Source organism: Chitinophaga alhagiae (assembly GCF_003568665.1).
Taxonomy (GTDB): domain Bacteria; phylum Bacteroidota; class Bacteroidia; order Chitinophagales; family Chitinophagaceae; genus Chitinophaga; species Chitinophaga alhagiae.
This window is the reverse complement of sequence record NZ_QXMH01000007.1, coordinates 124,682-151,413: the sequence shown is the minus strand read 5'-3', so window position 1 is coordinate 151,413 and position 26,732 is coordinate 124,682. Positions and strand designations below refer to the sequence as shown.

The window sequence follows — 26,732 nt, the reverse complement described above, 5'->3', positions numbered from 1 at the left end:
AATGCCAATAAGGAACTGGGGCATTGTCCTGGACCAGTTTTTAACTATTTTTGAAAGCAGGATCAGGATATAGATCCTGCTACGAACTCCGATTTTTGAAAACTTACACAGTTACTGAGATAGTCCCCTTTCGCGAGCTGCTGCAAATTGATTTTTTTACTACAAGCCATTATCTCTGCCCTAAGGGCTTCAGGAAAGTTTTCAGAAAAAAGCGAACTTTGTAAGCTGGTCCCTTTACACAGTGATTACAGTGATACCAAAGAATGGTTTACAATCGAATATATCATATCAGACGATATTCTCAGATTGTTGACAAGCTGATATATCATCTTCAAGTATCCTTTCTGGATGACTGTTTTTTCTTTGCTTCAAAAAAATCTTCTTTGCTTACCCATATCAGGATCGCAGGATTTACTATCTTAAAATGAACTTTGTTTATTACAAGATTGGCCATATCAATTTTTTATCTTTCAAATAATCTCAGGTATTCTTCAAATACAAATATCCTATTTCGTTTATACCCGGTTTGTTCTTTAAGTATTTTAAGATTATAAAAATCCTTGATCAGCGCATTGGCTGTCTGTTTCGTGATATTGAGGTTTATCATCACATCGGAAACGGTTACAACCGGTTTACTGTATAGAAAGTTGAGTAGTGCTTTTGCATTGGGCAATCTTTTACCTAATGACACTATAGTATCCTTTTCCAGCTTTTCTCTTAGGGCGACTATTTTTGCAAAAGTGTCTATTGCATTCTTTGCTGTTTCAATAATGCCAACTAAAAAGAACTTAAGCCATTGTTCCATCTTACTATTGAGCGAAACAGCCATTAAGTTATCATAATAATGCTGTCTGTTTTTTTCAATGAAGTCAGACAAATATAACGTTGGTTTATTCAGCACTTTTTGCGTGATCAAATACAGTGTGATTAATAACCGGCCAATTCTTCCATTGCCATCAAGAAATGGATGGATGGCCTCGAATTGGTAATGTGCAATACCAATTCTAATGAGATGTGGAACTTGTATTTCCCCATTATTTAAAAATTTTTCCAAGTCGCTGATGCAATCAGGTACGAGCGTATGATGCGGTGGTACAAACGTAGCATCACTAATTGTAGCTCCACCAATCCAATTCTGGCTGGAACGAAACTCACCAGGCAATTTATTTTTGCCTCTTACTCCCTTTAATAAAATTTTATGGGCTTCTCTAATCAATCGGGCGGATAAAGGTAGTTTCTCCAGGTTCTTGATTGAATGGTTCATAGCCTCGATATAATTCTGTACTTCCTGCCAATCGTCCTTCGATTCGGGACTGATATCTTTGGCCTCCAGTACAGCCTCATCTATCCGGGTGCGTGTTCCTTCAATACGACTGGATTGGGTTGCTTCTTTCACAATGTGCATCCTAATAAAAACATCGACATCTGGTACAAAAGTCGAAAACGCATTCAGCTCACCCAGTCTTAAATTAGCTTCTTCTAAAAGGGTATTTATCTCAGGGTTATTTATTTCCCATTCCTTGTTGATGGAATTTGGACTAAAGCTCTTATAACCATATTGTTTGGTAAATACTCCTGATGTATAGTCTTTAATATTCATAATCTAATCTGTCCGAAATTACTAAAAAAATACATAGTCAACGAAAATTTAATTACCTTGACTAAGGAGCCCGTTAGTCAAAGATGGGCTTTGCGCTATCTTAACTATTTAGGAAATTTGTCATATGAAAGCATATGGGCTTTTTTGTCAGGTAATCGTCCCGACAAGCTTTGAAAAGGTCACCAGTAATGGGGGCCTTTTTTAGTTTTTAGCCCTTTCCTCTCCAGGCTGATCAAGCCGATAAGAAGGCGACTGGAAAACGGCCGCCTGTTCCTGTAATACCGTTCCGCTAACCCAATCAGGCATGCCCGGCTTCACGGAGGCGGAACGCCTTTTGCGATAATGTTCCCCCAGGTACCTGCTTCACGAACACGACTGTTAAAAAAGTATACGCAATTACGTAATAAGCGGAATTTTCCTATTCAGTTCCAATAGTACTTTTGCCGTGATCATACAATAACAGGCATTTACGTGATATATATGCCTTATGAACGCAGGGGAATATGAAAAAAACGATGCTTTCATGGCTTTTGCTGCTTGCATGTAATCTAATGTGGTCATTGCAGTTTACGTGTATAAAACTTATGCAGGACCAGGCGGGGCCTTTTTTTACTGTTTGGGGGCCTATGCTGATCGCAACGCTGCTGCTTGGGCCATTTGCGCTCAACCATTTTAACAGGAATAAAAAATCAATAAAAGACGTGCTGGTATTTGTGCAGCTTGCACTTTTGGGCGTCTTCCCGGCACAGGTATTCATGACGTGGGGAACGCAATATTCTACCGCCAGCAATGCCGCAATACTGACGCTTAGCCTTCCGGTGGTTACGGCTTTTTTTGCATATCTGCTAATAAAGGAACAAATGACCACCATGCGATGGGCCAGTTTTTCAATTGCCATTATTGGTGTCATACTTTGTTCAACCTCAGATATAAAAAACATTGATTTTGGGGCTAAATATGCGGCCGGTAACCTGCTGATCTTCCTGGCCATTGTTGGCAATTCCTATTATAATGTAGGCTGTAAGAAAATACTGAGCAAGTATACGGAGATAGAAATGGTCTTTTTTACCTACGCGGCCATGGTTATCTTGTTGGCCCCCCTGGTATTTTATTTTGAACCTGGTGTTTTCGGGCGTATCCCGTCATTTACAAAACAGACCTGGATGGCCATCGGTTTGCTGACCATTTTTCACAACTTTCTGTCCATGGTACTCTTTTTTATGGCCCTGAAAACGCTCGATGCCATGCAGGTTGCCTTGTCCAATTACCTCATTACTTTTTTTGCCCTGCCCATAGCGGCAATATGGCTGGGGGAAACACTCAGCCTGAAAACAATGGCCGGCGGGATTTTGATATTCGCTTCAACTTTGACGATCACTATTGTTGAATACAGGATGAACCGTAACATTTAAACAGACTAAATGCAAAGTATGCCACAGCATTCATGGTATTCGCTAAAAGACCCGGGGAGTACCGATTCGCCGGCTTTGCTGTTGTATCCTGACCGCATCGCTTCCAACATTGTCAGCATGATCTCCATTGCCGGCAACCCGGGGAGGCTTGTGCCGCATGTTAAAACGCACAAGATGTCTTTTCTGGTTAAAATGCAACTGGAAAAGGGTATCCGGAACTTTAAATGCGCCACCATCCCGGAAGCCGAAATGCTGGCGCAAACAGGCGTGGACCGGGTACTGCTGGCGTATCAGCTCAATGAGGAAAAAGCCGCCCGGTTGCTCCGGTTATCTGAAAGGTTCAACAGCATTCAGTTTGCCTCCCTGGTGGATAATCTGCAGAGCGCCCGGATGTTGAATGATCTGTCAAAAAGAAATGGGTTGACCGCAAATGTGTACCTGGACATAGATAATGGCATGCACAGAACGGGATTTCCGGTGGATGGGGATGTGGCAGCACTTTACCAGAGCCTGACCTGTCTTTCCAACATCCGCGTTCTGGGCCTTCATGTGTATGACGGGCATATTGTTGACACAGCATGGTGGGAAAGGGAAGCGCATTGCAACGAAGCGTTTGTTCCCGTTGAGAATGCGGTAGAGAAGATCATGGAAGCAGGGATGTCCGCACCGGAGATAGTGGCCGGCGGCAGCCCTACCTTTCCGTTCCATGCCCGCCGGGGCCCGGTTTTATGCAGCCCCGGTACTCCTTTGCTGTGGGATATGGGCTATAAGCTGTTATTGCCGGATATGCCGTTCCTGCATGCGGCCGTATTGCTCACGCGCATTATCTCAAAACCCCGGGAAGGAACGGTGACCACTGATCTTGGTTATAAATCCGTATCATCAGAAAATACCATTGATAAAAGGGTTTTCTTTTTGAATCTTAATAACTATACGGTCCTTTCGCAGGATGAGGAGCACCTGGTTGTTAAAGTGGGGAACGATGATTGGGCCGCGTTGAAGGTAGGGGATGTTCTCTACGCGGTGCCATTCCATATTTGCCCCACCGTTTCACTATATGAGAGAACGCAGGTTGTTCTCCATAAGGAAATTGTTTGCCAGTGGGAGGTGGAAGCCAGAAACAGGATTGTAACTATTTGAATGCCATTTAAAGCACTAATTGTTCTATGATGTCAAAGCTAATATTCGATGCACATTTGGATTTGAGCATGAACGCTCTTGAATTTAACCGGGACCTTACGCAGCCGGTCCGGAATATCCGTGAAAGAGAGGAAGGGTTGATAGATAAGCCTGACAGGGGGAACGGAACGGTTTCGCTGCCGGAAATGAGAAAAGGCCGGGTAGGGATATGTGTTGCCACCATGATAGCCCGGTACGTAGCGCCAGACAATCACCTTCCCGGATGGCATTCTCAGGAGCAGGCCTGGGCGCAAACCCAGGGGCAGCTAAGCTGGTACAGGGCAATGGAAGAAAAAGGCGAAATGGTGCAGATCAGGGATATCAACGGGTTCCAGGAACACCTGCAATTGTGGGAGGAAGCGCCTGAGACGGAACAATTGCCCGTTGGCTACATCCTCAGCCTGGAAGGCGCGGATTCGATCATCAACATGAAATACCTGGAGAAGGCTTATGCACAAGGCTTGCGCGCAATAGGGCCAGCTCATTACGGGCCGGGCGTATATGCGTTTGGTACCGATGCGGATGAAGATGCGATATTGCCGGTTCCGATACGTAAAGATAAATTTCCGCGCGGAACAGGCTCAAACGGCGGCTTGAGCCCCAAGGGGCGGGAGTTGTTGAAGGAAATGGAAAAACTGAATATTATTCTTGATGTTACCCACCTCAACGACCAATGTTTTTGGGAAGGGCTTGACCTGTTCCACGGCCCGGTTTGGGCAAGCCACAATAACTGCCGTTCACTGGTGCCGGGCAACAGGCAGTTCTCAGATGACCAGATAAAGGCGCTGATTGAACGGGGCGGCGTAGTCGGCGCCGCATTTGATGCGTGGATGCTGGTTCCCGGATGGGAGGTTGGCAGCAGCACGCCTCAATCTGCCGGGGTAACCCTCCGGCATGTGGCCGATCACATCGACCATATTTGCCAGCTTGCCGGTAATTCCCTGCACGCGGCCATTGGTACTGATCTGGACGGAGAATTTGGGAAAGAGCAATGCCCCGGCGACCTTGATACAATTGCCGACCTGCAGATGCTGCTGGCGCTGCTGAAAAATAAAGGTTATTCAGCGGAAGATGTTGAGAATATTGCAAGCGGGAATCTGGTCAGGTTCATTCAGAAGGCATGGGTATAATGCCGTGCCGCCCACCAACAGGGAGCTGCTCCCGGGGGCTTACAACACATTACTGAGAAAATTGTCCCGGTAATCTTTGGGATTGGTACACATCACTCTTTTGAAGTGCCGGTAGAAATTTGACAAGTTCTCAAACCCGCTCATATAGCATATCTCGGATATCCTGTAATTATTTTCCATCAACAGCTTGCAGGCATGTCTTATCCGTATTTCCGTTACATAAGCTGAAAATGTTTTTCGCGTGTAATTCCTGAAGTATCTTGAAAAAGAAGCTACGCTCATATTCAGCTTCGAGGCCACCTCTTGAATATATATTTCCTCGGTGTATTTATTGGCAATATATTCGAGGGCAAAATTGATCTTGTCCGAGTCCCCGTTATTATTAGCTACAAACCCGTCCGAAAGGAGCGGCTTCAGGTCTTTGCTGGCGGATATGTTCATAAGAATGGCCAACAGGGTCAGCAAACGCTGCTTGGGAGACTGTTTGCTCATTTTGTGAAGCTGCAGTGAAACGTATTCCCTTGTGCCGCCATCAATATTCATGGCGAGGGCCGGCCTTTCGAGAAATTTTTTAACACTTTTCATTTCCGGTACCTCAAAAAACAGATCGCCCAGGAAGTTCCTGGTGAAATGAATATAGATGATCTCCACCCTCTTTTTTGCGGCTTTCAGATAGTATTCTTTTTCATTCCTGAAAAGGTGCGGAATATCCGATCCAATAAAAGTCAAGTCGCCTGCATCAAAATGAGAAACACTATCCCCGATGAATTTTGTTCCTGTACATTTTTCAACGAGGATCAATTCGTATTCTTTGTGGAAATGCCAGGGATCATCAATGCAGTTGCGCTCCATCTTTTTATATAAAAAAGAGCTTTCTGATGAAAAGGGTATGGAGAACAGTTTTGCCTTCATAGTTATGATAATTTAAACTTCATCAAAGCGCCGGCGCGGCCTGTGGGTTGCCGCCATTTCCCTTCATTGCATCTGCAATATTATCGATATTCGACTATATTAAATCGTTTATCTCGGGTTCCAATTGAATATTTCCTTGTTAAATAATCATAAAGATAGCGCCGGCCGCCGCGCCATTGCGGGCTGTGCAGTGCCATTAAAAGGCAAACATCGCGTTTGGGTACCTGTTAAAAAAGTATACTTAAATTTAGCAAAATGGGAATTATAACTGCAGGAGGGGGTCTATCTTTGAGTTCATTATAAATACTTATTCAGAAAATTCTTTTTCCAAATCGTATGTCGCTGATGATCCAGGAAATTTTTCACCCGGCCAAGAAAGTTAGTACCGGCGCCTATTCCGCAGGCCTGCTCATTGATGGATGGCTGTTTGTCAGCGGGCAGGGGCCAGTAGACCTCTCCACCGGCGGAATTTTACGGGGCAGCATCGAAGAAGAGACCGCTGCCACCCTGAACAATATCAAAAAGATCGTAGAAGAAGCCGGCGGCCGCATGGAAGATATCGTGAAATGCACAGTTCATTTGTCAGACATTGTGGATTTTGACCGGTATGATGTTGCATATGCTTCTTTTTTCAGCGCTGTTAAACCGGCGCGCACAACTGTACAGTCTGTTCTTTCAGACGGTATAAAAATAGAAATTGACGCAATAGCTAAAATTAAAGCGAAATGACAGCTCAAAGGATGCCCATCGGGGTAGCGGGGCTTGGGTTAATGGGCAGCAGCATAGCCACCTGCCTGCTTATGGCCGGGCACGCCGTAACCGGCCTTGTACAACGGATAGACGAAGGTGCCGCGGCCCGCAGGCGTATCTCGGATTTCCTTGGCCAGGTAAAGAAAGGCACCTCCTTTGGGGAAGATGCGGGCTCCGCCATGGAAAGGCTTATCATCACGAACGATATTTCCATGCTTGGAAAACATCATCTCATCATTGAGTCAATTTCAGAATCGGCGGCAAAAAAAGCGGAGCTTTTCAGGCAGCTGGAAGGCGCAATTCCCAACACCGCTATTATCGGTACCAACACCTCGGCCATACCTATATCCCTGCTTCAGGAGGGGATGAGGAACCCGGAGCGCCTCCTGGGGATACATTGGGGAGAGCCCGCTCATATCGGGCGGTTCATGGAAATTATCTGTGGAAACAAAACCGCGCCTCATCATGCTGAAAGGATGATGGTGCTTGCGGAGAGCTGGGGTAAGGAACCTTCTTTGGTGAAGAAGGATATCAGGGGGTTCATCAGCAACCGGCTGATGTATGCCCTGATGCGGGAGTCTTTTTATCTGGTAGAGAACGGCTATGCTACTTACGAAGATATTGACAGGGCTTGCAGGAACGACCTGGGCTCCTGGATCACATTTGCCGGGCCCTTCCGGTATATGGACCTGACGGGCATTCCCGCTTACCTTTCGGTGATGGAGGAACTGTTTCCCGAACTGAATAACGCTGTGGATGCTCCCGCTTTTATAAAAGAGCTGGTCAGCTCGGGCGCAAAAGGAGTGAGTAACGCCAGCGGTTTTTATCCTTATACCCAACGGTCCGCAAAGCAGTGGGAAGAACTTTTTGTCCGGTTTTCCAGCGAGATCAGGCAATTGTCGGAGAAGTACCCCCAGCACGCCGGAGATGAGGTGTAACAGGTACTGTGTTGCTTTACACCGTTCAATGACCGCAATACTTTAATATACAAACAATACAAATGCAAGGAGACGAACATTTATTCGGTTTCATCCGGGACCATCTCTATGTAGCCGTGGTTTGCGACATCCTGGACGAATTGGGGTACCGGCAACAGGCAATGCATCAGCGGCTGCGCCCGCTTCTTCCGGATATCAGGAACTGCGGATTTATAGGCAGGGCAAGAACGTTTCGCTGGACGGATATTGATCATGTTGCGGAAGACCCTTACGGCCTGGAAATTGAGGCCATGGATTCACTTCGGAACAATGATGTGATCGTTCATTCCACTGACGCCGGCGGCACCAATGCCCCGTGGGGAGAACTGATGTCTACCGTTGCAATGAAAAATGGCGCTGCCGGGTGCGTGTGTGACAGCCAGATACGGGATTGTGTCAGGATCATCGAAATGGGGTTTCCTGTTTATTACAGTGGTATACGGCCGCTGGATTCAAAAGGGCGGGCTATTGTAACAGGTTACGATGTTCCTGTTCGTTGCGGGGACGTACTGGTACACCCGGGAGATATCATATACGCCGATTTCGACGGTGTTGTTACCATACCCCGGGCAATAGAAAATGAAGTAATGGCAAAAGCAAAAGATAAAGCAAATCGTGAGAACCTTTCCAGGAAAGAGCTTTTACAGGGAAACTCCCTGAAGGCCGTATATGATAAGTATAAATCCTTATAGCATGGATCATAGCCTTTGCTAACATGTGTTGTGCCGCGAAAAACTGAACTGGGCCGTCTCAAAGGCCCAGCTACCAAGAAAATGAGAACAGATCTCGTGAAATTCTACGTCGTATATATTGAGTTGGATACGAAAAGCAGGTAATCAGAACAATTTTTAATGCTATCCGGTTTTGGTGAAGATGACGGGTCCGTGATCCGCATGCCATCTTCCCGAAACTTCCACGCGCGTCCGGAATATTGCCGGGGCGTCTGCCTAATAGCGCAACACATTAAAATTAAGGACATGAAATCAAAGCTACTTTTAGTCATTGCTGTTTTATGGCTTCTTTTGCCTGGCATATCCGCACAGGCACAGGATGCAAAAAAAATTACGGGCGCTGTTTATTCGGAGAACGGTACCGGTATGCCGGGGGTTACTGTAACGGAGGTTGGCACCAGCAACTTTGTATTGACAGATGAAAAGGGAAACTTCAGCATCACCATTTCAGCAAACGATCCGGTTTTGCATTTCACATCGGTAGGGTATATTGCCCACAAACAGAAGGTCGGCAATGCCCACACCGTTTCCGTAACAATGGTGGCTGACAATGTAAAGCTGAATGAAGTGGTGGTGACCGGTTATGGTACGCAAAAAAGAAGCGACCTTACCGGTGCTATCAGCACTGTGACCGGGAACGACATTGAGAAATTGTCTGCCAAACGGGTAGACCAGGCGCTGCAGGGCAGGGCATCCGGGGTAGCCGTTCAGAATACGGATGGCGCGCCCGGGGGAAAAACGGTTATTCGCATCAGGGGGAGCAATTCGGTTTTGGGGGGCAATAATGCGCTGGTGGTTGTTGACGGTTTACAGGGAGGGGACATCAGCAAGATAAACCCCGCTGATATACAATCCGTAGAAATTCTGAAAGATGCGTCCGCCACCGCCATATATGGATCAAGAGGCGCTAATGGCGTGATATTGATCACCACCAGGAAGGGGAGCGTTGGCAAGCCGTCCATTGATTATTCAGCAGGCGTTGGGGTGCAGCGGATCAGCCGTTGGCTGGACCTGCTGGATGCCGGGGAATACGCCCGCAATATCAATGCTGTAAGGGCGCTGGACAACGCGGGAGGGAATGTGCCTACGCCGGTATTCACGGAGGAGGCGATCAGCGCTTTTGACAAGAACGGGGGAACAGACTGGCAGAAGGCCATTTACCGCGATGCGGTCATTCAGAACCACCAGTTGTCCATTAGCGGGGGCAGCCAGTCGGTAAAATACTTCCTGTCTGGCGGCTACCTCAACCAGGATGGTATTCTGCTCAATTCGGGATATAAAAGATATGCGCTGCGTTCCAACGTGGATGTTACATTCAACAAGTGGTTGAGCGGAGGCATCAACTTATACGCGGTCAAAGATGAAGGGCAGTCTCCGGCTTTTGGCGGAGAATCCGGGGAAGACGACCTCACGTTGCAGGGCGCCGTGATTGTTGCGCCCCTATGGGGAGCGGTGAACCCGGTCTACAATGCTGATGGCTCGTATTTCAGGCATCCCGCTAATTTTGGGCCGAGAGATACCTGGAACCCGGTTGCCAGCGCCAAAGAGGTGATGCCGTCTGTAAAGTCTACCAACAATAATGCTAACCTGTTCTTCAATATTGATCTGCCAGGTGGCTTGAAGTTAAATCTTTCAGGCTTTGCCAATGTGTCTCATACCAATGACAGCAAATTCTACAATGAAAAAACAAAAGAAGGCCTGCCTGTAGACGGGAAAAGCGGAATGGGCCACCAGGCAATCTCCAGCTATGAATATTACCAGAGCTCGGCTAACCTGACGTATGATAAAACGTTTGGTGATCATCATCTCAATATTACAGCCGTGGCGGAACAATCAAGCAGTCAATTCCGCGTGGCCAGCCTTAGCGCCTCCAGATTCACATCCACGGTTAACGGGCTGGACAATCTTGCCAGCGCCGAACAGGTGATCAACAGCTCAAGTGGCGATAAACGGGTATTAAGATCATATCTCGGCCGGGTCAACTATTCCCTGAAAGATAAATACCTGCTAACGGTCAGTTACCGCATGGATGGGTCAAGCGTGTTTGGCAGCAACAACAAATGGGGATATTTTCCTTCAGCTTCATTGGCATGGAAACTCTCTGAAGAAAGGTTCATCAAAGACCTGGGTGTTTTCAGTTTGCTCAAGATACGCGGTAGCTACGGGCTGACCGGTAACCAGGCCATTGACCCGTACCAGTCTCTGGCTACCGTTTCTTCCGGCCTGAACTACCCCTGGAACGGCGGGTCTGCCACCAATACCGGCTTTGGCCTGACCAACCCGCCCAACCCCAACCTGAAATGGGAAAGCACCCGGCAGACCAACATTGGGCTGGACGCGGGATTGTTTGACGGCCGTATTGCCGCCATCATCAACGTGTACAGGAAAAAAACGGACGATCTGCTGCTCTACCGGCAGCTTGCCACCAGCAGCGGCTACAATGTGATCATAGACAATGCCGGGGCAACCGAGAACAAGGGGCTGGAGATAGAACTGTCCGGCTCCCCGCTGGCAGGTGAATTGAAGTGGAATACCGGTTTCAACATCTCATTCAACAGGAACAAGGTGATCTCGCTGGGCGATAATGAAAGGATACCCTACATTGTTTCAAGCGGGGGCTATGATCTCAATAACCCGCTGATGTACCTGGTAGTAGGGGAGCCTTTCGGCCAGATGTACGGCTGGGGGTACGAAGGCGTATGGTCTTCCGCTGACGCAAAAGCCGCCCAGCAGTTTGGGCAGCTGCCCGGAGATCCCAGGTACACCGATACAAATAATGATGGCAAGATCGATATTGATGACCTCAAAGTGATAGGCAATTCCCAGCCAAAATTCACCTATGGATGGCACAATAAACTCAGCTATAAAAATTTTGAACTGGATTTCCTGATCCAGGGCGCGTATGGCAATAACATCTTTAACCAGATCAGGATAGGGCTGGAAGCGCCTTACAAGGCTACCAGTAAAGCCATTCTGAACAGGTGGACCATCAATAACCAGGATACGGATGTGCCGGCTTATATAGACGCCGCTACCCGGAATGCCGCCGGGCTGGCCTCCCAGGTCTTCGGGATGGATTCAAGGACCGGGCGCTGGGTGGAAGACGGGTCATACCTGCGGCTGAAAATGGTATCCCTGGCATACGCGGTCAAGGCCGGTCTGCTAGACAGGATCGGGTTAAAGAACTTCCGCGCCCAGGCAAGCGCTACTAATCTGTTTACCCTGACAAAGTACTCGGGATACGATCCGGAAGTTAGCTCTTACAACGCAAGTGATGCCATGAGCGGGGTAGACTTTGGCAACTATCCAACGTCCGTAACGGTTTCGCTGGGTATAAACTGCTCTTTCTAATTACTAACTGGCTGGCTTCGGTATAAGCATGCCTAACTATAAAAGAATATATATATGAAGAAGTTATTGTCACTATATGTATTGCTGATCTTTCTCGTATCCGGTTGCGCCAAGTTAGACGAGACCCCCATGAGCAGCATCAGCCCTGACCAGTTCTATACTACGCCCGGGCAGGTGGAATCCGCCTTTGCCGCAGCCATGAATGCCCTCTGGGGATACTGGTACGGGTATGGGATTGGAATGGAATCGTTCGTAGGTATTTTTGTGCATGATGACCAGATATACGGCGGAGACCTGGTCATCAGCAGCTACGCAGGTGCTGACTACTGGCGGTATCATTATAATGCGCTGCTAAATATCAATACGGCGCTGCATGCCGTTCTTTCAGGGAAGGTACAGAATACGCCCCAGGACCAACTGGACCTGCTCACGGGCCAGGCCAAGTTTTTAAGGGCGTTCAATTATTTTATGCTGGTAAGGTTATACGGTGGAGTGCCATTGTATACCGATGGGGAAAACCCGTTGGAGCAACCGGAGGCAAGGGCGTCCGTTGAAGAAGTTTACGCGCAGATCGTTTCGGACCTGCAGGATGCGGCTTCCAAGCTGCCCGCTACCTGGCCTGAAAACCTGAAAGGCAGGCCTGCAAGCGGCGCCGCCAATGCCCTGCTCGCCAAAGTGTACATCACCATGGCCACGGCCCCGCTCAATAAAACAGAAAATTATGCGCTGGCGGCGGCGGCGGCAAAGAAAGTAATAGACTCCCATGTGTATGCATTAACGCCGGATGTGAATGATGTGTTCAAATATGAGAACAAGTACGGCCCAGAAATGATATGGAGCTTTATTTCCACGGCGGACGACGTTGCAACGGACGGGCAGATCTGGACAGGCGCCGAAGCGCCGTTTTACGGATGGGAAGACATTACGGCCGATGACACTTTTGCCGTGAAATACCCTGAACAACCAAGAAAGAACGCTTACCTGGTGCTGTATAATGAAGAAGGGAAACATTATACCGAATGGGAGGTGGCCAGCAAAAGGGCCGGCATACGCAAGTATTTGTATGGCCCGCTGGATGAACTGAACGCCTACCAGATGACCTTTAATATACCCATTCTGCGGTATGCCGATGTGCTGCTTTTATATGCGGAAGCATTGAATATGGCAAACGGCGGGCCCAATACCGATGCGGTAAACGCGGTCAATGAGATCATCAACAGGGCAAACGGCGGTACGGGGGCCGAGCCGCTAGCAACCCTGAGTATGACGAAGGAACAATTTGACGAAAAGGTACTACAGGAACGAAGCTGGGAACTTTGTTTTGAATATGACCGCTTGTTTGATATCTACAGGAAACGGATACTGAAAAAAGTTACCCAGGAAACACTGCCCTGGTATGTGGTCAATTTTTCTGAAGACGATTATCTGTTGCCTATCCCGGAGGTGGACCTGCGGTTGAACAAGCTGCTGGTGCAAAACCCGGGATATGTAAGCCCCTAAATGGATTATTGTTGGGGTCACCGCCATTCCCCCTTTTTTATATGCTGAATTATTGATGTTCGTTTAATCTGATCAAAGATGATGTCTTTTATGTCTCTTAAATGCCGCCTTTTAATGCTGGCCGGCCTGGCTGCGTTCAATGGCCTGTCTGCACAGGTAAAGACCGACACCGGCAAATGCATCATGGTCTTTGGCGCGCACGCGGATGATGTGGATGAAATTGCCGGCGGCACACTGGCAAAGTATGTGGCAATGGGATATACCGCCGTGTATGTTTGCATGGTCAAAAACCTCGATGGCTGCAGCCTTGAAAGAACGCCCTGGTTTGACGAGGGGCCTGATTTTACGGTTTCCGGCTCACCCATGAAATACAGGGTGGAAGCATTGGAAACGATCCAGATCCGCGAAGAGGAAGCGAAAGCGGCCGCTGCCGTATACCCGGCCATCCCTGTTTTTATGGATTTCAGGGAGCCGACCCTTTATATAGGGCGTAGTATTTTTTTCTACGGGTCCGAAGAATATAACCGGTACAACCCGCCGGGCGGCAGAACCGTTGCGCTTGCTACCATGGGGGAGAATGAGGATGTTGATGTGGTGTACGACCTGCTAAAGGAATACAAACCGGAAATTGTTATTACGCATACGTTGGGCGGCGAAAAAATGGACCACGGCAACGCGGCATACCTGGTTTATATCGCCTTTAAACAGGCAATGGCCAACGGCGTGCCTGTTGGCAAGCTCTGGATGCCGGTCAATGGATGGCTGCTGGATGAAGATGCGCAGGCAAGCGGGAAAGGAAAACCAGACGTGCGGATTGATATAAGCCAGTACCTGGAAACGAAGTATAAAGCGCTCAATATGCACATTAGCCAGAACGGCGGCCTGGGAAGGAATTATTTAATGAGTGAGGGCGTACCGCTGAATGAGCAGGTGGAAGAATTTATTACCGTTATTGACAATACCAATTGATGAGAACAAAAGTATTTATTGCAGGCATGCTACTCTTTATTGTTGTATTGGGGTATCCATACGCCGCGGTTTCACAGGAGAAAGCCGTGATGGCCGGGCAATGGGGCACGTACGGCAGCGGGCCGGGAGCGTTTAAGTTCCCGGCCATGATAGCCGTTGACCGGGCATCGAATGTATATGTGGTAGATCAACATAATCACCGGGTACAGAAATTTGATTCAACCGGTACGTTCCTATTGATGTGGGGCAGGTATGGCAGCGGCCCGGGAGAATTTAAATATCCCTACGGTATTGCCATTGATTCGGGCGGGAATGTATTTGTGTCAGACATGAATAATAACAGGATACAGAAGTTTACGGCCGGCGGCGGGTTCATCGGGTCAGTGGGGGCATACGGCGGCGGGAACGGGCAGTTCAGATATCCTTACGGGATAGCTATTGACAAAAACGACGTACTGTACGTCATAGACGCTTTTAATTACAGGGTACAGCAATTTACTGCTGACCTGCAATATATTTCACAATGGGGGTCTGCCGGGCGTATCGGGATCAAGCTATACATGCCGCACGAAATAGCAGTTACAAAAGAAGGGCACCTGGTTATGAGTGACAGGCAGAACCACCGCATGGCTGTTTTTACCCCTGATGGGCAATTGGTAAAAAGATTTGGCGAATACGGAGAAGGGCAGCCGGCGGCCGGCGGGCAGTTTAGCGAACCACACGGTGTTGCCGTTGATGAAAGCGGGAACATGTATGTCTGCGACCGTTACAATTTCGGCGTTCAGTTGTTTGATGCGTCAAGCCGGTTTAAGCTGCAGTGGCTGACAACGGGCCTTTTTGACAATACCAGGCATTTCCCGCTGGGCATTGCGGTGAAAAACGGTAGTGTATATGTTACAGATCATTATGACCATTGTATAAGAAGGTATAAAATTTTGTATAAATGAGCCATTCAACCAGGGATATGTTGCAGCGCGGCGCGCAGGCGCCACTGCGTTTTGCAACCGTTTTTTTTATTCTTTTTTTATCAATTATCTGCCGGGCTTCAGGGCAGCTTGTACCTGGCCCGCAGATATTTCCCACCCCGCAGGAAGCACGGGCAACCAATGAGTCTTTTACGCTGGATGGCAATGCCGTCATTGTTGTGCCGGAAAACCCGCGTGAAGCGGATATGCGGCTTGCCATGCTGCTGGTGAAGGAGCTGGGTGATAAATATGATAACCCCATAAGGATAATAAAGGCGGATACCATCCCGCAAAACAGAAAGGTGATCGTGATGGGGTCTTTGGAGAATATTCTTGTAAAGCAGTATTGCGCGGCTCATAAAATAACGCTGACAAGGGAAAGCCCTGGTCCGGAGGGTTATGTGCTCCGTGCCGGCAACAGGGAGGTGGTTATCTGCGGTATGGAAGACAGGGGAGCGTTTTATGGATTTCAGTCGTTAAGGCAGTTGATCCGTAGCGGGCACGGCAGCCAAATACAGGGTATGGCCATCAAAGACTGGCCCAGGTTTCCCTTCAGGGCGGTGCGGCTTTACGTGCCGGGGCCGGAAAACGTACCTTTCTTCAAGCGCTTTTTGAGTGATTTCATGGCGCTGTACAAGTACAACAAGGTGATCATAGAATTTAATTGTATGCGGCTGGACAGGCATCCCGAGGTGAATACGGGCTGGATAAGGTTTGTAAAGCATATGCAGTATACCAGGTCTAACGCCACCCAGGGGCCTAAGGGAGAAGAGAAGAACTCCAGCCACTATGACGCGGGTGATGGATATATTATTGAGAAAGATATGGTAAAAGACCTGGTAGCTGTTGCGCGGGAGAACTTTTTGGAAGTAATACCTGAAATACCATCGCTGACCCATGCCTACTATCTACTGGCAAATCATCATGAATTGGCTGAATACCCGGGAGATCCATGGCCTGATACATACTGCCCATCCAATCCCGAAAGTTACAAGCTGATGTTTGATGTATATGATGAGTACCTGGATGTTATACAGCCCAATATGGTCCACATCGGCCATGATGAATGGTGGGGCGCTCCCATTGGCGTGTGCCCGCGTTGCATAGGGAAAGATTATGGGGTGCTTTTTGCCAACGATGTAGTAAGGCTCCATGACTATTTCAGGAAGAAAGGGATCAGCGTGGCCATGTGGGGGGATTATTTGCTGGAAAGCGTTCGGGGGAAAGGCCCCCAGAACAGGATATCATCTACAGGCGTTCATTACCAGGCGCCCGGTGCGTTGCCGCTCTCGTTAACGGCGCAGAAGATACCTAAAGACATCCTGGTGTTCAACTGGTTCTGGGGGGACCAGAAGAACGAAACAAGACTGGACAGCCTGGGATTTCAGCAGGTGTTCGGGAACTTCACGCAGAATATCAGTGATTGGGACCAACGGACAAAGAAAATAAACCTCGCAGGCGGTGCGCCATCGTCCTGGGCGGCTACCACGGAGTTTAATATTGGCAAAGACCTTATCATGGACTTTCTCGGGTGCGCCAACCTGCTTTGGTCAGATCATACCATTAGCCAGCTGCAGTTGCAACCGATAGTCTGGCAGCAGTTACCCTTTATCAGGGCCTCCCTGGGCAATAAAAGAATGCCCGGAGAAGATGCTGGTACGTCAGACACCGTAGATATTTCATCCTTTTACAACACGCCGGCCAACGCCACTGTTTTGGGTGTCCGGTTGCAGGGTTTGCAGCCGGGTATAATAGCGGCCGGGGCCGGGAAGTTTGTTTTGTCTGCGCCTTCTTTGCCCGGCAATTCCCTTGTGGCCGTCTGTTCTAATGGAAATGAGAAGAGCGGTCTGCCTGACAAGGTACTGGGCATACCTGTTCATGAAGATGTAAGCAGCCTGATCTTTTTACAGGCGTCCGCATTGCCGGCGGCCAATCAGAAGGCCTATTTCAATATCCCCGATAATTTTGATTCTCCTGATCTGCTTGGATGGTATGAAATAGTGTATGAAGACGGGTATAAAATAACTGTTCCCGTGCAATATGGGGTTAACATTTTAGAATGGGATCCCGGCGGGGAGAATAGTCTCGATACAAGAGAAGGCGACACCGGCTCCCCGCAGAACGCATATTGTTATGAATCCGATGCCGTGCTTTGTTCTACCAACGGCAGCACCCCCGTTTTTTATGCCTATGAATGGGTTAACAAGCGGTTCGGGAAACCGGTAAAGGAAATAAATCTGTATGGTTCAAAAGGCTATCAAGCGCTGGAACAGGACTATGGGAAGGTGACCACATCGGCTATGAAACCCAATGCCATATTGCTGGCTGCTATCAGCAAAGTGAAGAAGCGCATGCCGGCTAAACCCTCTTCGGAATAAAAAGAGTAACCCGATAAAAATTTCAAATTATGAAAAACATGAAAACCTGTGCCCTGGTGCTGATCTGCATCATGGCAACTACCAACAGTTGTTATCCGGATAAAATGTCTCTTGCCGATCCGGGCAAGAGTGCAGCCCTGTCTGGAGGCAATGATGACCCCCGGCTATGGGTGGGCATATATTACAAAACGATGGATACTGACCCGGAAAGAAGTCAGATCTTGGATGAACTTGAGTCAGACGGCTGGGGCGGGGTGATGACCTGGGGGGCAGACACCACCGGCGCCAACATGAATTACTATTTTAATTCTCCTTTTCTGCAAACCCAGAGTTGGGCAACATTTGGAGGAGATTACCTGACGCCCCTCGTAACCGGCGCGCATGCCAGATCGTTCCAGGCAGGCGTAGACATTGAAGATGTGAGCCCTTACAAGTGGCAGGGAAACCAGTGGACCGCGGCAAACATAAAGAACGTGGCGGACGACCTGGCGGCTTCAGGAGTAGACGTTGTTTTCGAGGAAGGTTTTTCGTTCAACACCAGCGTGTTCCTTTCTCTTGCCGCTGAGCTTAAGCTGAAAGGCGTGAACTATATTGCGGGTACAGACCCCATGATACTGCGCGAGCCCGGGTTTAGCAATCTCTGGGAAAAGACCCATGAAATAAACATGTACAATTATTATATTGACAGGGACCATGTTTTTCCCGGATCGGCGCTGGCGCAGCATGGAAGTATAGGCTACGGCTGGGCCAGGTACTGGGACAAGCCAATGGGCTTTATGGCTACCATCAGCCAACCGTGGGGAACACCTGTTCAGTATGCCAAGGCCGTGGTTTCTTACCTGGGCCTTATCAGGGCGTTGCAGTTCAACCTGCGGGATTTCTTTATCCTGGGCAACGAAGAATTGTTGACCGGCCAAAGCTCATTTGATCCGAATTGGTTAAAAGACCGGATCCAGACTTACAGGGGCCTCCAGGAGACTGACCGGCCGTTGCTGAATATAGTGGTGCTGATGAATAACACGCCGCTCCCCGCAGGTGAGTCCACCTGGGAATGGAACAACTTCCATAATTCCGGCGATGCCATTACCTCGGGCGCCTTTCATGCAGGATATGATGTAGTGGTGAGCAACGAGGTGGTGCCTGCAGATGCGTACTGGGTGTATGTTGCGGGAGGGCAGACGGCAATTCCGGCAGCTGTGGCGGCGCTCTTCCAGACAGGGAAGAAAGTATTTCTGCAATCGGGCAGCAACCTGCCGTGCGGGCCCAATATAAGCGCCAATTGGGAGGCCATCCTGAACAGCTGCGGTATTGACGCGGAAAACGGCAATTCCGGCAATGCGTTCCCTGAACTAGATCTGTCTCATACCGGTTATTATAAGGGAGAACAGTTGACATTCACCGGTACTGATACGCAATGGGACCTTGACCTGCGTGGAGGAACGGCATTCCCGGAAGATGTAGTGACGGGCACGGTGTATTGCAAACCAGATCAAACGTCAGACGAAGCGCCGTTTATTGTGGGAGACAATAACAAGTACGTGGTAGCTGCAAACTGCCTGAATTGGTCTGTGTCTTCGGTAATTTCGGACCTTCTTTCAGGCGCGGGCACCTCCATTACTTCAAATGTATGGGGCATAGCGGGCAAGAACGTATCTGCACTGATAGCGGTAGCACCTACCACGCTCAAGCTGACCATTCCCGGCCTGGCAAATGGCAGCGCTATACATGTGGAAGTATGGGATAAAAATAAAGTGATGAAATCAGACATGAACACCAATTACTGCGCGCCTTTTACTTTAAGTATGGATAAATATGATTTTGTGATCATTGAAAAAGTCAACTAGCCTGGTGAAGCATACAATAGCATTGGAAGATAAGTTCAAACCGTATATGAACGCCCAAAGGGTGAGCTGTGTTGACGCCCTGAGAGGCTTTGATATGTTATGGATCGTTGGCGGTGGGGAAGTGTTGGTGTCGTTGCAGAAAGCGGCGCCTTCCGCCCTTACCGCCAACCTTGCGGGGCAATTTGAACATGTCTGGGGGGAGTTTCATTTTTTTGATCTGATCATGCCCCTTTTTCTCTTTGTTGTAGGGGTGGTCATGCCTATTGCCTTTGCAAAAAGGATAAAAAAAGGGATGCAAAAACGTGATCTCTATGTGCATGTGCTCAAAAGGGCAGCTGCGCTTTATATACTCGGCCTGATCACGCAGGGTAATATCCTGGCGCTTGATATTGCCACGTTAAAGCTGTTGACCGGCGCGCTCCACGCCATTGCCATCGGGTACCTGTTCAGCGCTATTCTGCTGCTTGAGGTGAACAATGCATGGCAGATCGTTATCACGGGGTGCCTGCTGTTGCTGTATTGGCTGATGATGGCGTTGGTGCCTGTTCCGGGCCAGGGGGCCGGGGTATTTACCCCCACAGGGAACCTGGCGCTGTATGTGGATGATAAAGTGCTCGGTCATTTCCAGGAAGGAGCGGGCTGGACCTACATTATCAGCAGCATGACGTTCGTATGTTCCGTAATGCTGGGCGTGTTTGCGGGGAAAATACTGTTTTCCGGGACAAAACCCGGGAGAAAGGTACTGGCGCTTGGCGTAACGGGCATTGCCTGCCTTTTGGGCGGAAAAGTATGGGGGATATGGCTCCCGGTCATCCATCACCTGTGGACAAGTTCTCTTGTGCTGCTTGCAGGCGGGTGGTGTTTTCTGCTGTTGGCGCTTTTTTTCCTGATAATGGATGTTTGGGGGCGCCAAAAATGGGCTTTCCCCTTTATCGTCATGGGGGCCAATTCCATAGCAGTGTATGTGGCCACGCAGATCTTTGATTTCAAGGTGATAGCCCTTGTTTTTGTAAAAGGCCTTGCGCAATGGACGGGCGCCTGGTTCCCCACGGTGCTTGCGCTCTCCGCCCTTATATTGATCTGGTGGATACTATATTGGATGTACAGGAAGAAAATATTTATCAAGATATAGTTTATGATACGCATACTGTATTGTTTCAGCCTGTTCATTTTGTGCGCATGCCGTCCCGGGCAACAAAAGGTACTGTCTGTTTTTGAAGGCAAAGCCAGGATCAATGGCCCGTACGTTACCGGGAATTATCCGGGAACGCCTTTTCTGTTTGCAGTGCCTACCGCGGGAGAAAGGCCCGTTGTCTGGACGGCTGAAGGCCTTCCTCCGGGGCTGCAACTGGACCCGGCCACTGGTTTCATAACCGGGATGGCAAAACAGGAAGGCGTTTATACAGTGAGCATAACCGCCAAAAACAAGCTGGGAAGGTCAACATCGGTATTAACGATAAAGATAGACAGTGTGCTGGCGCTTACGCCGCCGATGGGATGGAATAGCTGGAACACTTTTGAGGAAAAAATATCGGATTCCCTGATCCGGGCCATTGCGGATGCCATGGTTGCCTCCGGTATGCGTGACCTGGGGTACCTGTATGTGAACATCGATGATCTCTGGCAATTGGCAGACAGGGATGAAGAAGGGAACATGCAGGCAGACCCGGTCAAGTTTCCCGAAGGGATCAAAGCGGTAGCTGACTATGTTCATTCAAAGGGGCTCAAGTTGGGGATTTATTCAGACGCTTCAGAGAAAACCTGCGGCGGCGTAGCCGGGAGCTATGGTTTTGAGGAACGGGACGCCAGGTTATTCGCTGAATGGGGGATCGACCTGTTAAAGTATGACTATTGCGGGGCGCCGCGCGTCACAGATTCTGCGGTTGCCCGCTATGAGCGCATGGCTAAAGCGTTGCGCAATACGGGCCGTTCCATTGTTTTCAATATATGCCAATGGGGAGCCTTTAACAGCCGGCCGTGGAAATGGGCGGCCGGTATTGGCGGCAACTACTGGCGCACTACCTGGGATATCAGGAATACCTGGGTAATGCGGAACGATCCCGGTCATTGCAGCATCATGGATATACTTGACATCAATGCGCCTTTGGGAGAATTTGCCGGCCCGGGGCGCTGGAATGACCCGGATATGCTCGTGGTGGGAATAAATGACCCGGATGCAACAGTAACCGTTAGCCCGGACCAGGGCAAGCCGTTAACGACAATAGAGCAGCAATCGCACATGAGCCTTTGGTGCTTGATGGCGGCGCCTCTTTTATGCGGGAACGACATTCGTTCGATGGACCCGGCTACAAAGGCCATCTTGCTTAACCCCGAAATCATTGCAATAAACCAGGACCCGCTTGGAAAACAGGCGGCTATAGCACGGAAAGACAGCCTTGCGGAAATATTGGTGAAACAGCTGACCGGTCAATCACTGGCCGTGGGGCTATTAAACCGCTCCGGAAAACCGGGAGTGATAAAGGTCTCATGGAAGGAGATGAACATTTCGGGCCCATACATGGTGTACGATGTATGGCGGCACCGGGATGTTGCGCAAGCGGAAAAGTTTTTGGAAGCCACTGTTCCCGCTCATGGCTGCAAGGTTTTTAAACTGACAAAAAAGTAGTGTGATAGCATATGTTTCAAGGCCGGCCCGGCATCCCGCAACGCATTTTCTCCCGGAATCAGGAACGTTGCGTATATTGGGCCTAGTTGAAACAATCTATTCGTATGTATTTATTGTCGATGAATGGTATTTACCCGGTACTGGGCTGGGTGGGTACGCTGGCCTACCTGCTGGCCTACTTCCTGCTAAGCGTGAACAAGATCAACGCCCGGCAGCTGATCTACCATACACTGAACCTGGTAGGCGCTGTGGGGCTCACGGCCAATGCCCTGTATTATGCGGACCTGCCGAATGTAGTGGTCAACTTTGTGTGGGGGCTTATTGCCCTCAGCGCTTTTATTGTTATTTCCCGGAGAAAGAAACGGAAATCAAATTGAGTTGCTGCAGAGCCAGCCCTTTGTATTGCGCCAGTTTTTGTTTGTACTCTTTTTTGTTGCTGACCAGGCTCAGGTAATAATAAGCGCCGTCAACCATCACAAAAATGGTGTCTGCCACCCCGGCCGGGTCTTTTACTTTGAGCACCCCCTGCTCGTTACATTCCTCTATCAGGTCCCTTAAGTTCCCCCGCAGGGTGTCCAGCAAAACCTTGTAGCTCTCTTTTACCTTCTGGTCCCGGAACACCAGGGAATAGCAACTGTAGGAAACGCTGTCATCGAACAGCAGGTTCCATTTATGCGAGAATATGTTGTCTATTACTTTCAGCAGCTTTTTGCCGGGGTCATCCTTGTAGGCGGCGGGCGTTTTATAGATCAGCAAGTATTGGTCAAGGATATATTCAATGAGCCCGTATACCAGGTACTCCCTGGTCTTAAAGTAGTGGATGACCAGGCTGGGATTGATGTTGATGAGCGCAGCCGTTTTGGCTATTGAGGCGTTTTCCAGCCCTTCCTTCTTTGCTATTGTATAAAAAGCCTCAATAATTTCTTTCTGCCTTGACTCCTTGATGCTTCTTCTTCCCATAAATAGTGCTGTCTGCTGATTTTCGGCAAATATAACATTCCCGGTTCAATGTTGTATGTGTGTTCAATAAATGCCTGTTTCCGGAGGCCCCCCTCATGAAAAAAATACAAACGTTTGCAAAACCCGGCAGTCGGGTTAAGATCATCTTCTATAGCGTATTTAGCCTGAAATCTGTATTAACTAATTGTAAAGATTTTGTTATGAAAATAAAAATTAATTGAATGAATGTTCAATTAATTTTTATACTTTGATCTAAATACACATTTTTACGCCGGTAAAAAAAGCACCAATTCCAGACACGCAATCCTATTTATTAACAACCAGGTCATTTTTATGAAAACAAAAGTTTTACTCTTTCTTTCGTTACTGTTGCAGGTAGCGGCATTTGCACAGAATGTCACTGTAACAGGCACGGTACGCTCGGCCAGTGACAATACCCCGCTGATCGGCGTATCGATAGCGGTAAGCGGCACCACCCGGGGCACCACCACCAACCAGGATGGCAGATACACCCTCACCGTTCCGGGGGATGCCGTTCTTATATTTTCTTTCCTGGGACACGCTACCCAGCAGGTGCCTGTGAATGGCAGGACCTCCGTTAATATCCAATTGCAGGCCGGCGGGAGCGATCTCGCCGAAGTGGTGGTAACCACGGCCCTTGGTATTAAAAAACAGCAAAAAACACTGGGTTACGCCGTGCAGGAAGTGAGCGGTGAAACGATGGCCAAAACCAAAACCACCACAGTTTTAGGGGCGTTGACCGGTAAGGTGGCCGGCCTGAATATCAACAACACCACTGACCTGTTCCGCAACCCCGGCGTATCTCTCCGCGGCAGATCGCCGCTGATCGTCATCGATGGCATACCAGACCCGGATGCAGACCCCTACAAGCTGAATGCGGATGATATTGAAAGCGTCAGCGTGCTGAAAGGTACGGCCGCGGGCGCCTTGTATGGCGCCATGGGGGTGAACGGCGCTATCCTGTACACCACCAAAAAGGGCAATAAAGGGAAGCTGCAGGTAGAGTTCAACTCTTCTACTATGTTCCAGCCGGGCTATACCGTTATTCCCGAAGTACAAACGGTATACGGCGGGGGAGACCAGGGGAAATATGCCTATGTGAACGGCTCCGGCGGCGGCACGGAAGGTGGTGGCTGGATCTGGGGGCCCAAGCTGGACCAGCGGGACCCTTCCACGCCCAGCGGCTTTTATGAGACCACGCAATACGACGGGCCTATTGATCCCAATACCAACCAGCGTATCAAAACGCCCTGGGTGTCCAGAGGCCGCAACAATATCAAGAATTTCTTTAGAACGGGCCTTTTATCTACCAATAGCGTGTCCGCGTCCATCGGTACTGATAAAGGCTCCTTCCGGGTGTCTGCCAGCCATATTTTCCAGAAAGGAGTGGTACCCAATACGGAGCTGAACAACTCTTCCTTCTCCATTGGCGGCAACTACCAGCTGTCTCCCAGGCTGACCATGGACAGCAAGCTGACCTACAACAGGGAATACTCGGACAACTACCCCACGGTAGGGTACGGCCCTCCTAACTACCTGTACAACCTGATCCTCTGGATAGGCCCGGATATCGATATCCGCGACCTCCAGAACTACTGGATGCCCGGGCGGGAAGGCCTGCAGCAGCGCAACTACAACCTGTCATGGTATAACAACCCGCATTTTGTGGCCAATGAGCTGTTGAACGGCTACAAACGGAATAACAGTTTCGGGCAGGTAACGTTCGATTACAAAATTACAGATGACTTTACCGTTAAATTCCGGAACGGCTTCAACCAGTATTCCACCAATTCAGAACTGCGCGAGCCTAACAGCTATATTGCTTACGACTATATTTCAAGGGGCAACTATTCTACCGATGTAGCCAGTTACTTCGACATCAATTCAGACCTGATCCTGAACTACAGCCACCGCTTCAGCAAGGATTTCAAAATAAACGTAACCGCCGGCGGCGCCAATAACTACAGGAGGTTCGAGTCTGCCTATACTACAACAGACGGCCTGACAATACCGGGGTTCTATGCCATTACCAATACCATCAATCCCCTCAAGGGCTCCAACCAGCTGCGTGAACGCAGAACGGCATCTGCCTATGGCATGCTGGATGTTGAGACCTTTGGTTTCCTGTACCTGTCGCTCACCGGCCGGTATGACAAGACCTCCACATTGCCCGTCAAGAATAACGCTTATTTCTATCCTTCCGCCGGTGTGTCTGCCGTACTGTCTGACATATTGACCCTGCCCAACGCGATCTCTTTCCTGAAACTACGCGGTTCCTGGGCCAAAGTGAATACTGGGTTTATAGATGGCAATAACCCTTACGCGCACATTCCCACCTATAACATCGGGGCCAAGTGGAACAATGTACCTTCCCTGGGCGTGCCAAGCCAGTTTATATCACCAGACCTGATACCCGAAACAGTGTTGTCCGGGGAGTATGGCATAGCTGCCGGCTTTTTCCAGAACAGGCTGAATGTAGATGTAACCTATTTCAGGAATAAGGACTACAATAACTTTCAGCTGGTTACCCTTTCCCAGGGCAGCGGTTATGGCAGCATCCGGAAGAACGCCAATGTTTACCTGCGCAAGGGATGGGAGTTCATGGTCAGCGGAACGCCGGTCAGGAGCAGGGACTTCAGATGGGAAGCATCTGTCAACTTCAGCCGCATACACCGCTGGCTGAAAGACGCTACTGACAATCCCGACGGTTACCTCGGGCTGATCAAGGAAGGGCAGCGCACAGACCGGATCTATATTACCGAAAGCCGCGCACCAGATGGCCAGGCCATCTACAACTCCAATGGCATGCAGGCTTATACGCCCGTGGGCCAGTATTTTGGCCTCAGCGATCCCGACTGGATCTATGGCGTGCAGAACAACTTCAAATACAAGAACTTCTCTCTCAGCCTGTCTTTCGACGGCCGCCTGGGCGGATTGATCTACTCTACCACCAACCAGAAAATGTGGTGGGGCGGTACCGCCAAAGGAACGGTCACTTCTTATCGTGACGATGCAAATGCCGGCCAGAATACCTATGTAGGGCCCGGCGTGGTGGTAACCGGCGGCAGCGTTACCTACGACGCTTATGGCAACATCACGTCAGATACCCGAAAGTTTGCTCCCAACACCACCGCCGTGAACTATATCAGTTTTATGCAAACCACCAGCGGCGGCATGTTGAACAACTACCACTACTATAGCGGTACTTACCTGAAAATGCGTGAACTGGTGCTGACGTACAACTTCCCTGACAGGTGGATCAAAGGCACTTTCAACGGCGCTTCCGTTTCGCTGATAGGCAACAACCTGTTCATCCTGTCAAAAATACCCAACGTAGACCCGGATGCGGAAAGCGATAACCTGCAAACGCCTTCCATGCGCTCTATTGGGTTCAACATCAACCTGAAGTTCTAACCAGTTGCATTTA

General features: G+C 49.2%; 19 protein-coding genes. 16 read left to right on the top strand and 3 right to left on the bottom strand.

Translation table 11 applies throughout. From position 1 onward, the window contains the following. Nucleotides 1-463: 463 nt before the first annotated feature. Nucleotides 464-1,600 (bottom strand): Fic family protein, encoded by a 1,137-nt coding sequence (locus D3A97_RS24665; RefSeq protein ID WP_119081235.1) that lies wholly within the window; start codon nt 1,598-1,600, stop codon nt 464-466. Between the two features lie 503 nt (nt 1,601-2,103). Here D3A97_RS24665 and D3A97_RS24660 point away from each other — a divergent pair. The 3 genes from D3A97_RS24660 to D3A97_RS24650 are packed head-to-tail and all read left to right on the top strand — an operon-like array spanning nt 2,104 to nt 5,321. Continuing rightward, a complete protein-coding gene (locus tag D3A97_RS24660) occupies nt 2,104-3,012 on the top strand; it encodes a DMT family transporter (protein ID WP_119081234.1) in 909 nt (302 codons plus the stop codon). A gap of 18 nt (nt 3,013-3,030) precedes the next feature. After that, nucleotides 3,031-4,152, top strand: a complete 1,122-nt coding sequence (locus tag D3A97_RS24655) for a D-TA family PLP-dependent enzyme (RefSeq protein ID WP_198674168.1) — start codon at nt 3,031-3,033, stop codon at nt 4,150-4,152. A gap of 26 nt (nt 4,153-4,178) precedes the next feature. After that, complete coding sequence (locus D3A97_RS24650; protein WP_317126388.1) at nt 4,179-5,321, top strand: dipeptidase; 1,143 nt, start codon at nt 4,179-4,181, stop codon at nt 5,319-5,321. Nucleotides 5,322-5,360: 39 nt separating this feature from the next. On the opposite strand, the gene D3A97_RS24645 is transcribed toward D3A97_RS24650, so the two are convergent. Further along, the gene (locus D3A97_RS24645) at nt 5,361-6,233 is read right to left on the bottom strand and encodes an AraC family transcriptional regulator (protein WP_119081232.1); all 873 of its coding nucleotides are present in this window, start codon (nt 6,231-6,233) and stop codon (nt 5,361-5,363) included. 336 nt (nt 6,234-6,569) lie between these two features. On the opposite strand from D3A97_RS24645, the gene D3A97_RS24640 reads away from it, so the two are divergent. From D3A97_RS24640 to D3A97_RS24585, 12 genes are all read left to right on the top strand, one after another. Then, the gene (locus D3A97_RS24640; RefSeq protein WP_119081231.1) at nt 6,570-6,962 is read left to right on the top strand and encodes a RidA family protein; all 393 of its coding nucleotides are present in this window, start codon (nt 6,570-6,572) and stop codon (nt 6,960-6,962) included. Then, nucleotides 6,959-7,921: a 3-hydroxyacyl-CoA dehydrogenase family protein gene (locus D3A97_RS24635; RefSeq protein WP_119081230.1), complete on the top strand. Its 963-nt coding sequence runs from the start codon at nt 6,959-6,961 to the stop codon at nt 7,919-7,921. Before D3A97_RS24640 ends, D3A97_RS24635 begins: the two co-directional genes overlap by 4 nt. A 62-nt stretch (nt 7,922-7,983) precedes the next feature. After that, on the top strand, nt 7,984-8,652 hold the full coding sequence (locus tag D3A97_RS24630; RefSeq protein ID WP_119081229.1) for an RraA family protein: 669 nt from the start codon (nt 7,984-7,986) through the stop codon (nt 8,650-8,652). A 159-nt stretch (nt 8,653-8,811) separates the two neighbouring features. Next, nucleotides 8,812-12,042: a SusC/RagA family TonB-linked outer membrane protein gene (locus D3A97_RS24625; protein ID WP_119081228.1), complete on the top strand. Its 3,231-nt coding sequence runs from the start codon at nt 8,812-8,814 to the stop codon at nt 12,040-12,042. A gap of 54 nt (nt 12,043-12,096) precedes the next feature. Continuing rightward, complete coding sequence (locus D3A97_RS24620; protein WP_119081227.1) at nt 12,097-13,542, top strand: RagB/SusD family nutrient uptake outer membrane protein; 1,446 nt, start codon at nt 12,097-12,099, stop codon at nt 13,540-13,542. A 90-nt stretch (nt 13,543-13,632) separates the two neighbouring features. Beyond that, nucleotides 13,633-14,511: a PIG-L deacetylase family protein gene (locus D3A97_RS24615; protein WP_157986753.1), complete on the top strand. Its 879-nt coding sequence runs from the start codon at nt 13,633-13,635 to the stop codon at nt 14,509-14,511. Then, complete coding sequence (locus tag D3A97_RS24610; protein ID WP_119081225.1) at nt 14,511-15,458, top strand: 6-bladed beta-propeller; 948 nt, start codon at nt 14,511-14,513, stop codon at nt 15,456-15,458. The genes D3A97_RS24615 and D3A97_RS24610 overlap by 1 nt, the downstream gene beginning before the upstream one ends. Next, nucleotides 15,455-17,854: a beta-N-acetylhexosaminidase gene (locus tag D3A97_RS24605; RefSeq protein WP_119081224.1), complete on the top strand. Its 2,400-nt coding sequence runs from the start codon at nt 15,455-15,457 to the stop codon at nt 17,852-17,854. The genes D3A97_RS24610 and D3A97_RS24605 overlap by 4 nt, the downstream gene beginning before the upstream one ends. 29 nt (nt 17,855-17,883) lie before the next feature. Then, nucleotides 17,884-19,698, top strand: coding sequence for a hypothetical protein (locus D3A97_RS24600; RefSeq protein ID WP_119081223.1), 1,815 nt, complete (start codon nt 17,884-17,886; stop codon nt 19,696-19,698). Next, entirely contained in the window at nt 19,682-20,830 is a 1,149-nt protein-coding gene (locus D3A97_RS24595; protein ID WP_119081222.1) for an acyltransferase family protein, read from the top strand. The genes D3A97_RS24600 and D3A97_RS24595 overlap by 17 nt, the downstream gene beginning before the upstream one ends. 3 nt (nt 20,831-20,833) lie before the next feature. Next, nucleotides 20,834-22,324: a putative Ig domain-containing protein gene (locus D3A97_RS24590; RefSeq protein ID WP_119081221.1), complete on the top strand. Its 1,491-nt coding sequence runs from the start codon at nt 20,834-20,836 to the stop codon at nt 22,322-22,324. A gap of 104 nt (nt 22,325-22,428) precedes the next feature. Further along, the gene (locus D3A97_RS24585; RefSeq protein WP_157986752.1) at nt 22,429-22,701 is read left to right on the top strand and encodes a CBU_0592 family membrane protein; all 273 of its coding nucleotides are present in this window, start codon (nt 22,429-22,431) and stop codon (nt 22,699-22,701) included. On the opposite strand, the gene D3A97_RS24580 is transcribed toward D3A97_RS24585, so the two are convergent. After that, entirely contained in the window at nt 22,667-23,284 is a 618-nt protein-coding gene (locus D3A97_RS24580; RefSeq protein WP_119081219.1) for a TetR family transcriptional regulator C-terminal domain-containing protein, read from the bottom strand. The two genes, D3A97_RS24585 and D3A97_RS24580, sit on opposite strands and share 35 nt — an antisense overlap. Nucleotides 23,285-23,617: 333 nt before the next feature. Between D3A97_RS24580 and D3A97_RS24575 the strand changes: the two genes are divergently transcribed. Continuing rightward, nucleotides 23,618-26,719, top strand: a complete 3,102-nt coding sequence (locus D3A97_RS24575; protein WP_119081218.1) for a SusC/RagA family TonB-linked outer membrane protein — start codon at nt 23,618-23,620, stop codon at nt 26,717-26,719. Nucleotides 26,720-26,732: the final 13 nt, after the last annotated feature.